This window comes from Methanobacterium bryantii (assembly GCF_002287175.1).
In the GTDB taxonomy this organism is placed as follows: Archaea; Methanobacteriota; Methanobacteria; order Methanobacteriales; family Methanobacteriaceae; genus Methanobacterium_D; species Methanobacterium_D bryantii.
In genome coordinates this window covers 16,245-30,960 of record NZ_LMVM01000039.1, presented here as the reverse complement: position 1 = coordinate 30,960, position 14,716 = coordinate 16,245, and the positions used below count along the sequence as shown (strand labels likewise).

The window sequence follows — 14,716 nt, the reverse complement described above, 5'->3', positions numbered from 1 at the left end:
AGGACCTGCAATGTACGAAAGAAATTACAATTTAATATCGGATAAGTTTAAAGAATTTTTCTTACCTACTCTGTTGATGTCTATGGCCATTAACACAAGCACGTTCATAGACACTTTAATTGTAGGTAACACTCTGGGACCTATTAATATTTCAGCTATGGCGCTTATTGCTCCTATAATCACGTTTATCAACCTGATATACTGGATGATTGGATTGGGTGGCTCTCTACTTGTATCAGTTTCAAAGGCAGAGCGGAATGAAGAAAAGGCAGATATGTATTTCACAATTTCAATGGCCCTTTTGGCAGTTATTGGAGTGTCATTCTCTGCATTTGGGATAATCTTTCTGGATAATATTGTTGCCACACTCACCACTAATCCCGCACTTGCAGTACTGGTTAAGAAATTTTTAGGAGTATATTTCCTGGGGTCGCCTTTCCTGTTTGTTTTAATGGGAATTGCCTATTTTATAAGGGCAGATGGTAAGCCAAGGCTGTCCTTTTATGCTCTTCTGATTTCAAATGCGGTGAACCTTATACTAGATCTGGTTTTTATCTTAGGTTTTGGTATGGATATAGGTGGGGCAGCTCTTGCTACAATATCTGGATATGCAGCTGGAACTGTATTCATAATGCAGTATTTCTTTGCTAAAGATAGGACAATGCACTTCATATCCCTGGCAAAATGTAAGCTCTCCTTAGTTTATGACATCATAACATCGGGGTTCCCATCAGCATCGGGGCAGCTGTTTTTGACTATAAAGCTGTTCTTAATCAATACATTTATAGCATTAGTTGCAGGTAAACAGGGATTAACAGCTTTTTCAGTTTATTACAACAGCATGTTCATGGTATACATCTTTTTAATAGGAACTGCCCAATCGATGTCCCCTATAGCTTCTATATATTACCAGGAAAAGGATTATTCTGGAGTAAAATTCACCATTGAAAGGTCTTTAAAGATAGTGCTGGCATCAGGGACTGCATTTACAGTATTATTTCTGGCGTTCCCCTCTCTACTCTTAAACCTGTTTGGTGTAAATGATCCGGCGGATATGACTGTGGGAATCAATGCTCTTCGGATACTTTCATTTAGTATTATAGGTACGGGTATAACATTTTTAATGATGTTTTACACGCAGGCAATACAGCGCAAAAAACTGTCATTTGCTATTTCAATAACAGAAGGACTTTTAATTCCTGTAGTATGCGCATATGTCCTCTCAAGATTTATGGGGGTTAATGGAATATGGATATCATTAGTGATAGCAGAAATAGGTACAATCCTGATGATATATGTTGTAACTAAGATAACATCGCAACGTTCAGAGGGAAAATTCTCAGGGTTCTTCTTATTGGGGAACTATAAGGATACTCCTGTACTTGATGTAACTATACACAGTTCAGTTGAAGATGTAGTTGGGATATCTCAAAAATTAATTGATTTTACAAAAGAAAATGGAGTAGATGCGAAAGTAGCGCTGCGTATAGGTATGGCAGTTGAGGAAATGGCAGTAAACACAATAAAATTCAACAGCAATGAAATAGAATGCATTGATATTCTATCAAAAATAGAAGAGGATGAGATAACAATTGCTTTTAAAGACCCTGGAAAAGAATTTAACCCCTCAACTTATACCTGCGAAGAAAAAGACTCATTTGAAAATATTGAGGTGCTGCAAAAGATTGCAGATGATATAAGTTATGCAAGACTTATAGGTTTAAACAGTACAGTTATTACAATAAAGAGATAAGATTGATTAATTAAATTACAGGTGGAATAAATCATGGACATAGATAAAATATTAGAAGAAGATAAGTTGACAATTAAATTAAACGGTAGGTTAGACACCAACACAGCACCAGAATTGGAGGAAGAATTAAAAAAAGATCTTCCAGATGTAACAGATCTGGTCTTGGATTTTGAAGACTTAAAATATATCTCAAGTGCAGGGCTTCGTGTGGTCCTTTCAACGCAGAAAATAATGAATAAACAGGGAACTATGGTAATTGAAAACGTAAACGATTTAATTATGGAAATATTTGAAGCTACTGGATTTTCAAGTATTTTAACCATTAATGAATGAATTAAATAAGCTGGAAGTTTATATAATATTGTATTTGGTGTAATTACAAAAAAGATGGGTATTTATGAATAAATTAACAGTACCTGCAAAAATAGAAAACCTGCAGAAAGTGATGGATTTCTTAGGTGACCAGCTGGACTCTGTAGATTATGTTATGAAAGCAAGACTGCAGCTGGAACTTTCAATTGAAGAAGCATATGTAAATATCGTAAACTATGCTTATGGATTGGAAGAAGGAGAGGTTATAATTTGCTGTAATGTGGGTGAAAGCCCCCTAAAAGTTACAATGCAGTTTATAGACTATGGTAAGCAGTATAATCCATTAGAAAATGAAGATCCAGATATTTCATTAAGTGCCGAGGAAAAGGAAATTGGTGGGCTTGGAATTTTCCTTATAAAAAAGAATGTAGATGATATTTCGTACAAATACCGTGATGGAAAGAATATTTTAACCATCCAAAAGAAATTAAATGATTTTTAAATAAGGATTAAAAAGTGCAATTTAATTTTTTCAGTATGACTTCTCTATAAATCAGTAGGCACATTAGAGAGATTAAAATGAAGAATTTAGAGAATATTAAATCAAAAGTCATATTACTTGCCCTCTGCAGTGCTGTTATATTTATTATGAAGTTTATTTTTCATTATTTCTTTCCAGGGATCCCAATATCTGAATTAGGCCCTGCAAGTGCACTACCTCCTGTATTGGGCCTGATGTTTGGAGTATGGGGGGCAGCAGGTGCAGCGATTGGATATTCTGTATCTGAATTGCTGGCAGGTTCATCCCCTGAGATTTATGGCATAAGTTTTTTTATACAATTTTTATACGCATATATTCCTTACAAGTTGTGGTACACGTTGAACTGGGACGAAACAACCACTTTACCTAGATTAGATACGGTTAAACATCTGGTAAAGTTTGTAGTAATTATGTTTATAAATGCTGCCGTTATGGCGGGACTGCTTGGATTTTTAATGGATGGATTGGGCTTGTATGATCTGGTTTCGTTAACCACGTTGATATTTGCAGTTAACAACTTCGATTTTTCCATAATGTTCGGGACCCTGATCCTTATTGGGGCTAATTTTTATGGTATTTCGATGTATAAACCAAAAAAGGTAAAGAAAACAAGAGTACCGCATAAAATATTTGATTTAATAGCAGTGCTGGTTGTTGTAATTAGTATTGGGAACGGTATTTATTCTGCATTTACTGATCCGAATATATGGGGATGGATTGCAGGAGTTATAACTTATTCATTGGTTCTGATCTATGTTTTCAGGCCAATTACCAGCGAAATAAGGGAAAGGGCAACTGAAATAAAAATGTCTTTAACAGAAAACTTAATTGTAATTTTTATTATTATGGGAGCAATTATTGCAATATTAACTGGAATCAGGTCCCTTTTCATAGTTTCAGCAGGAAATACGCTGCATTTTTGGGATGCTGTATATTTGAATATTACATTAATCCTTTCTGTTTTTTATATTGCATCAATTGCATTTTTATGGTATATCGAAAGGAATATTTCCACGCCAATAGAATCTATATCTGATATCGTAAAAAATTATGTCAGTGATTTGGGCGGAATAAGAAACAACGATGCTATCATCTCAAAATGTGAACAGTATGCAGCTCAAAATAGCGAAGTAGGAATTTTAGCGGCTTCTTTTCAAAAAATGGCCATGGAACTTGAAATTTACGTGAAAAACCTTAAAAATGTCACCGCTGAAAAAGAAAGGATCAACACGGAGCTTAACGTTGCAAAAAAAATACAGGAAGATATGCTGCCTCGTAAATTCCCAGCTTTTCCTGAAAGAGATGAATTTGATGTTTATGCAGCGAATATACCTGCAAAAGAAGTTGGCGGGGACTTTTATGATTTCTTTTTAATAGATGAAAGCCGTCTGGCCATTGTAATTGCAGATGTCTCTGGAAAGGGAGTACCTGCGGCACTCTTCATGGTGGTTGCAAAGACGTTGATTAAAAACCATGCACAGCTTGGAAAAAGCCCTGCAGAGATATTTACAGCAGTTAATAATCAGCTGTGTGAAGGAAACGATGAAAACATGTTTGTAACCGCATGGATGGGTATTTTAGAAATTGAAACTGGTAAATTTACCTATGTTAATGCAGGTCATAATCCTCCATTGATTAAACATTCATGTAATGATTATAATTGGCTCAAATCAAAGCCAGGATTTGTTCTGGCAGGTATGGAAGATATCCAGTACCATCAAAATTCAATCGCATTGGAACCTGGAGATAGGGTCTATTTATATACTGACGGCGTAACTGAAGCCAGCAACATTAATGATGAATTATTTGGGGATTCCCGTTTACTGCAAATTATGAATGATAAATCAAATTTAAGCCTTAAAGAGTTAGTGGTATATGTTAAAGAAAAAGTTGACAATTTTGCAGGGGAAAGAGAGCAGTTTGATGATATAACGATGCTTGTTATGGAATATAAAAAATAATTTTTGAGTTATATCTTATTTGAAGTAAAATAAAATCTTTAAACTAATTTTTAGAATTTAAAATTTATATAAAAATAAAATTCGTCCTGGATCGTGAGATTTAAATGCCGGGGGCGGGATTCGAACCCGCGGCCTCACGGTATCCCAGGAAAAAGTCAGAGCACTGCTTAAATACCCTATGAGCCGTGCGCTCTAACCAACTGAGCCACCCCGGCGTGGCTTATCCTACATTATTTTTCATCTAATTTAAAGTTTTCTATATAATAAAAAAGGATTAAGATTTATTTAACTATTGAATTTAATTTTAGATTAATTTAACTGTTTATTGAAAATATTTTAATTTATAATTATATTTGGACTTTATTTTTAAATCCACGTATATTTGTATTTTAGAATATAAACTTCCATAAATTTGTTTTATAATTAAATAAGCGATTTAAATGATTAAAAAATTTGAATATAGATGTAAGGAATAATATGTCCAAATTAGTTACTTTAACATGTATATTCAGATAGTGCATCAATGTGGCCTGATAAAATGCAGGTAGCATGTGGAAATAACCCTGATTTATTTGAGGATATAAAAGCAGATTTTAAATGGTTGTTATAGATATGTCCATGAAATTTGTTCTTTGCGCACCGTTCAGGTAGTTCATGTGTTTGGGCTTAATTATCAGTAATTGGGGACCTACAATAACTGATATTTGAAGAGCTGAGGATTAACCTTTAAGTGGTATAAATTTAAATATTTATCTTTTCAAATACATTTTAACTGTGATTTAAACTCAAATGAATTAAAAAAAACGTTATAATTTATTGCACTGGTTTGGTGGACTGTATGTTTCATGTTGCTGAAGAAAAGGAAATTAGGGATGGTAAGGTCACTGATGTATATTTTAACAGGACTCTGGAAATTCTTAAACAGAAAGACGTTAACTGCAGGGTCAAAGCAGAATTCGCTGCTAAAAGTTTACCTGAAGGGTATGAATGGGCAGTTTTAGCAGGTTTGGAAGAAGTTATTAACCTTTTAAAAGATCTCCCTGTAACTGTAAGGGCCATGAAGGAAGGAACAATTTTTTATCCTGACCAACCCGTGCTGGAAATAGAGGGCAACTATCAGGATTTCTGTGTTTACGAAACTGCCATACTGGGACTTTTATGTCAGGCCACGGGCATTGCAACTAAAGCTTCGAGGTATAAAAAACTGGCAGGGGAACGCTTGGTAATGAGTTTTGGGGCTCGGAGGATGCATCCTGTAATTGCACCTATGATAGAAAGGAGCGCTTATATTGGGGGATGCGACGGGGTTTCAGTCATCAAAAGTGGAGAAATTATAGGGGAAGACCCTTTAGGGACCATTCCTCATGCTATGATAATCTGCATTGGTTCTACGGTAGAATCTATAAAAGCTTTTGATGAGGTTATAGATCCCGGTGTCAATCGAGTGGCACTTATTGATACATTCAACGATGAAAAATTCGAGTGTTTGAACGTTGCAGAAGCAATGGGAGAAAAACTTTACGCAGTACGTTTTGACACCCCTTCTTCAAGGCGGGGGGACTTTTACCGTATTCTTGAAGAAGCGAGATGGGAACTGGACTTAAGAGGTTTCGATAACGTTAAATTTTTCGTTAGTGGGGGAATTCAGGAAAATGACCTGCAAAGTCTGAATAAACTGGTAGACGGCTACGGAATTGGTACATCTATCAGTAATGCGCCGGTTGTTGACTTTTCCATGGACATAGTTGAGTTAAACGGAGAACCCGTGGCTAAAAGGGGTAAATTTTCTGGAGTAAAAAGGGTCATTAAGTGTTTAAAGTGTGGTAAAGACTTAATTTTACCCTTCGAAAAAGAATTTGAAATATGTGAATGTGGTGGAAGATATGAAGACCTCATTTATCCATTCATAGAAAGCCGTAAAGTTGTTCAAGAACTGCCAGATCCTGGAAAAATCAGGGAATATGTTCTGGAGCAATTGAAAAACGTTGAAGATTTGTAGATTTTTTGGAGTGAATATTGCATATTTTTCAGCTTTACGACCAACAGCAGTAAAACTTGAGGAGCAAGTTATAAATATCTAAATATTCCTTTTTGATGCGATAAAGTTCTTTAGTTTTTCTATATTGACATCTTTTTCATATAATTTAAAGTTCAGGGGGCATAGATTGTTGAAATTTTATTATAATGAATATGCTCTTATTTTCCTACAAAATGAATTAGTCATTAGCCGGAGTAACTAATTTAGTTATATTCTATTTATTAAACCGTTTATCATATTTTAAAACGTCTACTGCCTTTAAAGCGCTTGCTTCTTTATCTTTTATCTCAAGCATTATATCAAAATCAAAATTCCTTGTTTCTTTTAAAAAATTTTTAAAATGATCTATATCTATTGATTTTATATGGGTCCCTTTAGCTTTCTCAGGATTTTGGGAGCTGTAGTCAACTAAAGGTAATCCATCTTTAGTTTTCCATGTTTTTGTAAAGTTCTCAAAACATCCTTCAAGGTCTTCGCCAGTGTTATTAAGTTCATGATGAAAATAATCAAATAAAACCGGAATTTTAGTTTGATGACTTATTTCCAGACATTCTGAAAGGTTATAACTTTTTTCGTCATTTTCAATGACAAGTCTTCTTTTTATATTTTTATCTAGGCTTTTGTATCGTTCTATAAACCTTTCCATGCTCTTTTCTTTATTGCCATAAACTCCCCCCCAACATGTACCTGCATTTTGGTGGTACTGTCAAGATTTAAGATGTCAAAAACTTCACTGTGGTATTTAAGTTCATTTAATCCTCTTTCAAAAACATCAGTGTCATTAGAATTAACTACAACGAATTGTCCAGGGTGCATTGAAATTCTTATATCATTCTCATGGATAAATTCGCTTATTTCATTAAAATTATCTTTAAAATATTCTTTCCAATCAAAATCCATTATTGGATGGGATGCAAAGGGAATTAGTCGCGAGATAATCCTGAAAAAGAGTAAATCATTCTCAACGTTGAACTTTAACATCTTGAGAAGACATTCTAGATTATTTTGGGTTGTTTCAATGAGTTTTTCATGTGAATATGATTTTAAACGAAATGCTTTAGCCCCATTGCACCTATTGTCCAGTTTAGGGCAGTATAACCTATTTTCATTGGATTAATCCCAAGATAAACTAATGGTTAAATCTTTCGTTTTGACTCAATAAGAGCCTTTAATTTATCCATATCAACTTCTCTTTCATATAATGGAGTTTTTTCTTCCCAGTAAACTGATAATATGTCTTCATAAGGTGTTTTATTGGGATTGATATATAAAATTCCGAGCGGGAATTTAAGGAACTCTATTGCCTTTTTGAAAGCTTCACTTCTGTCATGGGGGTCATATTAGTCGTCAAGATAGTACACATTTTCTTTAAACCATTTGAATGTGTTTATTTTGTTATAAGTAACACAGGGTTGGAATACATCGACAAGTGCATATCCTCTTTTTGACAACCAATCTCACGTTTTTGACAGTACGGTTTATGTAATAACCAACAGTTTAAATAGATCTAAGTTTTTAAGTCTGTAATAAGATAATAAAAAAAATGGAGAGGCGAATATAAATGTTTAAAAAAAATGCTTTGATAGTGTTAATGATTGTTGTACTATTGTGCTCAGTAAATGCGGTCGCTGCGGCTCACTACTCAACGATCTATACTCATAATTGTCAAGGTAATTTAAAACTATTTAATGGGAATGGACAGCAGACTATGAATTGGGACTTCGGTACCAACCATCACCAGAGAATTATAACAGATGGTTGGAGGAGAATGTATATAAACCCGTTGGGATGGTTTAACCCAAATACAGATATAGCTTGGAATTATGTGCCTTCTGTGTTGGGTTTTTATATGAGAAGTGATGGGGGAATAGGTGTTTCTTGGTAGTGTTAATTAATATATTAACACTCTATTTTTAAGATCCTATTTTTTCAGCATTATAACAGATTTAATATATTGTTATCAGAATTGGGCAGCGGATCTCAAATTTTCAAATGAGGAAGTATATCATGTCATTTAAAAAGTTTATTTTAAAAAGTTCATTTAGAAAAAAATCAAGAACTCTATATCAATTATTAGGCATATCCATACCAATATTAATAATTCTTTTTTTTGCAATTAATATACAAACAAGCCAGGGATTGAATGAAAAATTCATACCTAATGAGGATATATTGATAGTAGGATCTGAGAATAATATTACTCAAGCTTCACTACCCATACGTGAAAGTTTAATAGATGAGCTAAAAAAAGATAATCGTATTGAAAATGTAGTTGGGTTAATTAGTGGTAGGTGCGATATTGAGGGTATTAATGGTACTGTGATGGGTGTTAATTCATCGGATACAGATTTCATGAAAATGATGCTTGCTAATGGCAGAAAATTTAATGATAATGAAAAAGAAGTAGTGTTATCTAACGATATTGCTGCGAAGTTAAATAAAACGGTTGGAGAATATGTTTTTATTAATAAAAATAAATATAAAATCGTTGGAGTAACTATTAAAATAAGTAAGAATGATGATAAATTTTACACTTCGTTAAAAAATGTTCAAGAATTTGAAACATTATATAATTTACCTATAGATTATAAAAACGGGTCTGTTGAAGAAATTCTTATTCAAACTAAAGAAGGTGTAAATAATATAGAAATTACCAAAGATTTAAAAAATCAATATATTAATGAAAATATTAGTATTATGGGTCCTACTGAAGAAGGAGAAAAAGATTACAACTATCAAGAGTTGGTAAATAAAATAATATTTATATTTGTTCCAACGATAATAGGGATTTTATTGACTTTAATTATTATGATGAAGTCCGTTGGTGATAGAACACGAGAAATTGGTGTTTTAAAGGCGATAGGTTGGAAATCGAGGAGAATTTTTGCAATGGTAATGAGTGAAACGTTCATAATATCCATAGTTTCATTTATATTTGCTTCGATAATTGCAATTTTAATAACTTTTGCTATATATCTGATGCATCCTTTTTATAGGATTGATTTCTTTAACTTCTTGGGAACCTTGTCATTTAAAACGTTTTTAAATACGTTTATGATTGTTGTTGTCATGGCTTTGTCAGGTGCATTATTACCTGCTATTAGGGCAAGTAGATTATCTCCAGCTGAAGCTGTAAAGGAGGAATAATAATAGCGGGTTGTGATTTACATGGTTAATGTCGTCGAGATTGAAAATTTATCAAAATATTATGAGAATGGGAATGTTAAAGCGTTAGATGGTATCAATTTAACAATTGAAGAAGGTGAATTTGTAGCCATTATGGGTCCATCGGGTTCTGGTAAATCAACACTGTTGAATATGATTGGTTCGTTGGATAGATCAGACAACGGGAAGATTGTTGTGGATGGTCATGATCTTTTATTAGAGAAAGATTTAAGTAATTTCCGTAGTGAAACCATTGGTTTTGTTTTTCAACTACACAACCTTCTTCCTATGTTGTCTTCACTTGAGAACATTGAACTTCCAACCTATGAATTAAAAATTTCATCAGATGAAAGAGAAAAAAGAGCTTCCAAATTATTGAAAAAAGTAGGTTTGGAAGATAAAGCTAAATTTTCTCCTAAAAAGTTGTCTGGTGGTGAAAGACAAAGAATTGCTGTTGCACGAGCACTTGTTAACAATCCATCCATCATTCTTGCTGATGAACCAACAGGTTCTTTAGATTCTGATAATTCTCAGAAAATTCTACAATTACTGAAGGATTTACACAAAGAAGAAAATATTACCTTAATAATCATAACCCATGATCCAAACATAGCACAACAGGCTGGAAGAATCGTTAATATTTTAGATGGAAAAATAGCAAATGGATAATTGATAAAAATTGATAGCCCATTTTATTGTAGTACATGCAAAATTTTAAAACTTATTGTCATGAACGAAGAGAATTAAGTCACTCCATTGTGTGTTCCTGATAAGGAGAAGTGTCTCACCTACAAAATCAAACTAGAAGCCACACCTTAGAGTTGAGTAATATTATATACATTCGGAGCAAAAGGCATTATAACAGCTTGTGCTATTAAAAAATCAATACGATTCTTAATAGACCTCGAATCATGAACGCCATACCTATTCATGATAAAATGACTAATATCCCGTCGACTCACTTGCACATGATCACCATACTCTGCTCTAAACTATTTTTTAAACTCAGCCAGACTACCCGTCTTAGTATCACTACCATTAACCTTTTTTCACTTTCCTTTTTGTTGTTGTAGGTATTGGTTATGGCTTGTCTTATGTGGTAGCTGATGGGGTTTTCTCCGGTTTGTTCTGCGTAGTTTCGCAGTTCTTTTAATTGTCTTTCTGACAACTTTAATGATATTTGCTTTTCGCCTTCGGTCGTTATACGACTATATTACAAAGCAGTAAAATTTCAATTATATGCATAAATGTAAACATCTTGCGTATTTAAACTCAAGTTTCGTTCCGAAAACCAGTTAAACAATAGATTCTCATCTTTATAATTCCATTCCAAGTTTTGCAACATTCCTAATTTCATTTTTTTGAGATCTAAAATTAGGTGTGAATTCCTGTCCATATAAAAATGTATGGTAGTTTGAAATCCTACGAGAAGCGTGTTATCTATTATCCACTAAAAGTTCTGCTTGTAAGTAGGACTAATAGTTGATAAGTCATTTCTGTATGGGGGCTATGTTCTTTTGGTGGACTTTAAGTGTTATGCATATCATCTTATAAGGAATAACTTTTAACATACTCCATTTAATTGGGTGTTAAATCTGTTAATTCCTCGCAAAAACAAAATTTGTGCCAGCTACACGGCCACTCTTGAAATGGGCGTCATACGTTAATTTTTATCTAATTTAAAGTTTTCGTTGCATAGAAATTGTTTAAATTTTATTATAAGTTATTTTGCTTTGTTTTTCATAAGATATTTAATGTTGTAATTTGGTTTCTTTTTCCGCAGCGAAAACTGTCAAAATCTCTCAAACCCGAAGGGTTTGGAGCGCGAAACAAAGTTTCGCAAGCTTCGATTTTGACGTTGAGGGAAACGAAGTTTCCCGAATCGCAAAACTTTCGAAAATCGTAGATTTTCGATGTTTACGAAACTGCGTTTCGTAACCGCGAAAAACTCCGTTTTTTGCATGTTGCAAATCAAAGCATGCGAATCTTTGATTCGCTGCCCCAAAATTCTTCGAATTTTGAGGGATTTGCAAACTTTCAGTTTTGCAGGCAGCAAAAACGTAGTTTTTGCTTGACTTGCTTTTTCGCGAGGCCGTCGAAAAATCTGTCAAAATTTTCAATTTTGACGCCGTAGGAAATTACATTTCCTCGGCCCCGAACATTTCATGTTCGTGGGCGACAAAAACTTTGTTTTTGTCAGCTTCGATTTTTCGGGCCGCAGAACTATCATTCTGCCGGATTTTTTTGATCAATCCCGGCAAAAATCTTCGATTTTTGAGCGGTTGATCAGAACTTTTCTGTTAAATATTCTTTATTTATTCATAAAAATATAATTTTTAGATTTTCCTTTTTGATCTAATGAGATTCTTTAATTTCTCCATATCAACATCTCTTTCATATAAGGGTGTATCTTCTTCATTGTAAACTGTTAAAATATCTTCATAAGGTGTTTTATTTGGATTAATGTATAAAACTCCAAGTGGGAATTTAAGATATTCTATGGCTTTTTTGAAGGCTTCACTCCTATTGTGGGGGTCATATGAGTCATCAAGATAGTACACATTTTCTTTAAACCATTTGAATGTATTTATTTTGTTATATGTAACACAGGGTTGGAATACATCGACAAGGGAATATCCTTTGTGTTCAATTGCTTTTTTAAAGATTTCTTTCATATGATTCATATCTCCTGCAAATGTCCTGGCAACAAAAGATGCATCAAGGCCAATTGCAATAGATAGTGGATTAAAAGGTTCTAAAGATACGCCTTCAACCTGCAGCGGTGTTTTAAAATCTTTTTGAGTGGTTGGTGACGCTTGGCCTTTGGTCAGACCGTAAACCATGTTGTTGTGCACTATAGTAGTTATATCTGGATTTCGACGGATTGTGTGCATGAAATGGTTTCCACCTTCCCCATACATATCCCCATCACCGGTTGTAATTATCACTTTAAGGCCTTTATTTACAGCCTTTATTGCAGTTGCAGGAGAAGCTGCCCTGCCGTGAAGGCTGTTATATGTGTGGGATTTAAGATAATGGGGAAGTTTTCCCGCTTGACCAATTCCAGATACAAGTACAAGCTCACTGGAATCGATTTCAAGCTCAGCAAGGGCCATTTTTAATGTCCTGAGAATTGAAAAGTCCCCACAACCCGGACACCATGCCACATCTGCATTTTCGATATCAAAGACTTTTGGATCCATTATAACAGCTCCATTATGTCTTTTAAGGTTTCTATAACTTCTTCAACTGAAAAAGGCATTCCATTATATTTCAGTGATTTTTCACCAATTTCAAAGCCAGTTTCCATTTTTATGAGATTTGCAAACTGCCCCTGGGCATTATTTTCAAAAATAATTGTTTTTTTGGCTTTTTCAAGATAGTTCTTAGTTTCCCTGTGTAGTGGATAAACCTGTTTGAAATATAAAAAGGCAGTTTTATCATTTTTCAGGTTATCTAATGCCTCTTTTATAGCACCATATGTAGAGCCCCAACCTATGGCCAGAATATCATAATCTGAAGGCCCTATAAGTTCTGGAGGAATTACATCTTCTTCAATTCCTTTAAGCTTTTTATAAAGGCGTTTTTCTACCATTATATTTCTGAGATTGAGGTCTTCGGTTATGTGCCCTTCTTCATCGTGTTCATCTGAATCAACGACTACAAGTCCATCTCCATATCCTGGAACTCCTCTTGGAGATATTCCATTTTCAGTTATTTCATATCTTTTGTAGTTTTCATCTGTTTTAACGATATATTTCTGGAATTTTACTTCATCCAGGTTAAGGTCAGGTAAATTGTAGTATATGTCTGCAAAATACTGGTCGGAGAGTATAAAAACAGGGATTTGGTGTTTGTCTGCAAGGTTAAATGCATGGTGTGTTAAATAAAATGCATCTTCGAATTTTCCGGGGGCAAAAATTGCCCTTGGAGTTTCACCTGGGGCGGAATAAAGGGCAAGTTTAAGATCTTCCTGTGCAGTTCGTGTAGGCAGTCCAACTGCAGGGCCTGGGCGCTGGGCAAGGTATATAACTATAGGAGTTTCTATCATCCCTGATAACCCCACAGCTTCGCTCATGAGTGCAAACCCACTTCCAGAAGTCGCTACAACTGATCTTGCACCGGCATAAGATGCCCCTAATCCCATGTTTATTGCAGCTATTTCATCTTCAGCCTGTTCAAAAATCATGCCAAATTCTGTGGAATTTCCTGCAATGAAAGTTTGAAGAGGAGTAGAAGGGGTCATAGGATATGATGACATGAATTTACAGCCCCCTGCAATACAACCAAAACCTACTACTTCTGTGCCGTTTAATAAAAGCTCATCTCGTATCTGGGGGTCTTTTTTGATGTTAATATTGAACTTTCCAGATTGTATAAGGTCTTCCCCAACTTTATAACCCTCTTCTCCAGCTTTAAGGTCGCCTTCAAGTATTTTTTCGCCTTTTCTTCCAAACATGGCAGTTATGCACTCATTAAATATCTGGGAATCAATATTTAAAATTCTTGAAAGCGCACCTGCAGCAATGATGTTTGCAAATATGGGCCCTCCAATAGCCTTAGCAGTTTTTAAAAATGGAATTTTTATCAGGGAGGGCATTTTTATATCTTTTAAAGTGTCCTCATCTCCCATTATGATTGTGTCATTAGATATTCTATCTTTAAGGTGATTTATGGCTCCTCTACTTATTGCAATCAATATATCTATCCTGTTAACGTAAGTCATTACTCTATTTGAGGATACCCTTATTTCAGTGGAGTTTTCTCCTCCTCTTATTCTTGACATGTATTCTTTTGAGGAAAAAACGTTATATCCTCCAAGTTTAACGGCCTGCACTAGTATTTCTTCAACAGTTTGGATACCCTGTCCTGCTTCACCACATAGGACTATGGAAACATCTTCAAATTTAGTCATGTTTTATCACCTGATAATAAAAATTTCAAGA

13 protein-coding genes, 1 tRNA gene and 1 pseudogene are annotated in these 14,716 nt (G+C 34.3%); 7 read left to right on the top strand and 8 right to left on the bottom strand.

Annotation, left to right across the window (positions count from 1 at the left end; translation table 11 throughout):
- The first annotated feature begins 10 nt into the window (after positions 1 to 10).
- The 4 genes from ASJ80_RS14355 (at position 11) to ASJ80_RS14340 (ending at position 4,567) form a co-directional block, all read left to right on the top strand.
- Positions 11 to 1,753: an MATE family efflux transporter gene (locus ASJ80_RS14355; protein ID WP_069583998.1), complete on the top strand. Its 1,743-nt coding sequence runs from the start codon at positions 11 to 13 to the stop codon at positions 1,751 to 1,753.
- A gap of 33 nt (positions 1,754 to 1,786) precedes the next feature.
- A complete protein-coding gene (locus ASJ80_RS14350) occupies positions 1,787 to 2,086 on the top strand; it encodes an STAS domain-containing protein (protein WP_069583997.1) in 300 nt (99 codons plus the stop codon).
- 64 nt (positions 2,087 to 2,150) lie between these two features.
- Positions 2,151 to 2,567, top strand: coding sequence for an ATP-binding protein (locus ASJ80_RS14345; protein ID WP_069583996.1), 417 nt, complete (start codon positions 2,151 to 2,153; stop codon positions 2,565 to 2,567).
- Between the two features lie 77 nt (positions 2,568 to 2,644).
- The gene (locus ASJ80_RS14340; RefSeq protein ID WP_069583995.1) at positions 2,645 to 4,567 is read left to right on the top strand and encodes a PP2C family protein-serine/threonine phosphatase; all 1,923 of its coding nucleotides are present in this window, start codon (positions 2,645 to 2,647) and stop codon (positions 4,565 to 4,567) included.
- A 105-nt stretch (positions 4,568 to 4,672) separates the two neighbouring features.
- Here ASJ80_RS14340 and ASJ80_RS14335 read toward each other — a convergent pair.
- Positions 4,673 to 4,782 (bottom strand) — tRNA-Met (locus ASJ80_RS14335).
- A gap of 623 nt (positions 4,783 to 5,405) precedes the next feature.
- Here ASJ80_RS14335 and ASJ80_RS14330 point away from each other — a divergent pair.
- On the top strand, positions 5,406 to 6,566 hold the full coding sequence (locus tag ASJ80_RS14330) for a nicotinate phosphoribosyltransferase (RefSeq protein WP_069583994.1): 1,161 nt from the start codon (positions 5,406 to 5,408) through the stop codon (positions 6,564 to 6,566).
- 253 nt (positions 6,567 to 6,819) lie between these two features.
- Here ASJ80_RS14330 and ASJ80_RS17725 read toward each other — a convergent pair whose 3' ends face one another.
- From ASJ80_RS17725 to ASJ80_RS14320, 3 genes and pseudogenes are all read right to left on the bottom strand, one after another.
- Complete coding sequence (locus ASJ80_RS17725; protein WP_218105061.1) at positions 6,820 to 7,251, bottom strand: apurinic/apyrimidinic endonuclease family protein; 432 nt, start codon at positions 7,249 to 7,251, stop codon at positions 6,820 to 6,822.
- Positions 7,236 to 7,688, bottom strand: coding sequence for an apurinic/apyrimidinic endonuclease family protein (locus ASJ80_RS17720; protein ID WP_218105062.1), 453 nt, complete (start codon positions 7,686 to 7,688; stop codon positions 7,236 to 7,238). Before ASJ80_RS17720 ends, ASJ80_RS17725 begins: the two co-directional genes overlap by 16 nt.
- A 53-nt stretch (positions 7,689 to 7,741) precedes the next feature.
- A pseudogene (locus ASJ80_RS14320) lies at positions 7,742 to 8,056 on the bottom strand (hypothetical protein).
- Positions 8,057 to 8,612: 556 nt separating this feature from the next.
- Here ASJ80_RS14320 and ASJ80_RS14305 point away from each other — a divergent pair.
- Complete coding sequence (locus ASJ80_RS14305) at positions 8,613 to 9,752, top strand: ABC transporter permease (protein ID WP_048082308.1); 1,140 nt, start codon at positions 8,613 to 8,615, stop codon at positions 9,750 to 9,752.
- A 21-nt stretch (positions 9,753 to 9,773) separates the two neighbouring features.
- Entirely contained in the window at positions 9,774 to 10,439 is a 666-nt protein-coding gene (locus ASJ80_RS14300; RefSeq protein WP_048082309.1) for an ABC transporter ATP-binding protein, read from the top strand.
- 289 nt (positions 10,440 to 10,728) lie between these two features.
- Here the strand turns inward: ASJ80_RS14300 and ASJ80_RS16680 are convergent, their stop codons facing one another.
- From ASJ80_RS16680 to ASJ80_RS14290, 4 genes are all read right to left on the bottom strand, one after another.
- Positions 10,729 to 10,938: a hypothetical protein gene (locus tag ASJ80_RS16680; RefSeq protein ID WP_169740437.1), complete on the bottom strand. Its 210-nt coding sequence runs from the start codon at positions 10,936 to 10,938 to the stop codon at positions 10,729 to 10,731.
- Between the two features lie 970 nt (positions 10,939 to 11,908).
- Positions 11,909 to 12,031, bottom strand: coding sequence for a hypothetical protein (locus ASJ80_RS17715; protein WP_275542146.1), 123 nt, complete (start codon positions 12,029 to 12,031; stop codon positions 11,909 to 11,911).
- A 75-nt stretch (positions 12,032 to 12,106) separates the two neighbouring features.
- On the bottom strand, positions 12,107 to 12,973 hold the full coding sequence (locus ASJ80_RS14295) for a thiamine pyrophosphate-dependent enzyme (RefSeq protein ID WP_069583993.1): 867 nt from the start codon (positions 12,971 to 12,973) through the stop codon (positions 12,107 to 12,109).
- A complete protein-coding gene (locus ASJ80_RS14290) occupies positions 12,973 to 14,685 on the bottom strand; it encodes a 2-oxoacid:acceptor oxidoreductase subunit alpha (RefSeq protein ID WP_069583992.1) in 1,713 nt (570 codons plus the stop codon). The genes ASJ80_RS14295 and ASJ80_RS14290 overlap by 1 nt, the downstream gene beginning before the upstream one ends.
- Positions 14,686 to 14,716: the final 31 nt, after the last annotated feature.

What these genes read in the sequence shown, in the direction of transcription:
- ASJ80_RS14355 (WP_069583998.1), top strand. Translation starts at nt 11, where the DNA reads ATGTACGAAAGAAATTACAATTTAATATCGGATAAGTTTAAAGAATTT.
- ASJ80_RS14350 (WP_069583997.1), top strand. Translation starts at nt 1,787, where the DNA reads ATGGACATAGATAAAATATTAGAAGAAGATAAGTTGACAATTAAATTA.
- ASJ80_RS14345 (WP_069583996.1), top strand. Translation starts at nt 2,151, where the DNA reads ATGAATAAATTAACAGTACCTGCAAAAATAGAAAACCTGCAGAAAGTG.
- ASJ80_RS14340 (WP_069583995.1), top strand. Translation starts at nt 2,645, where the DNA reads ATGAAGAATTTAGAGAATATTAAATCAAAAGTCATATTACTTGCCCTC.
- ASJ80_RS14330 (WP_069583994.1), top strand. Translation starts at nt 5,406, where the DNA reads ATGTTTCATGTTGCTGAAGAAAAGGAAATTAGGGATGGTAAGGTCACT.
- ASJ80_RS17725 (WP_218105061.1), bottom strand. Translation starts at nt 7,251, where the DNA reads ATGGAAAGGTTTATAGAACGATACAAAAGCCTAGATAAAAATATAAAA.
- ASJ80_RS14305 (WP_048082308.1), top strand. Translation starts at nt 8,613, where the DNA reads ATGTCATTTAAAAAGTTTATTTTAAAAAGTTCATTTAGAAAAAAATCA.
- ASJ80_RS14300 (WP_048082309.1), top strand. Translation starts at nt 9,774, where the DNA reads ATGGTTAATGTCGTCGAGATTGAAAATTTATCAAAATATTATGAGAAT.
- ASJ80_RS14295 (WP_069583993.1), bottom strand. Translation starts at nt 12,973, where the DNA reads ATGGATCCAAAAGTCTTTGATATCGAAAATGCAGATGTGGCATGGTGT.
- ASJ80_RS14290 (WP_069583992.1), bottom strand. Translation starts at nt 14,685, where the DNA reads ATGACTAAATTTGAAGATGTTTCCATAGTCCTATGTGGTGAAGCAGGA.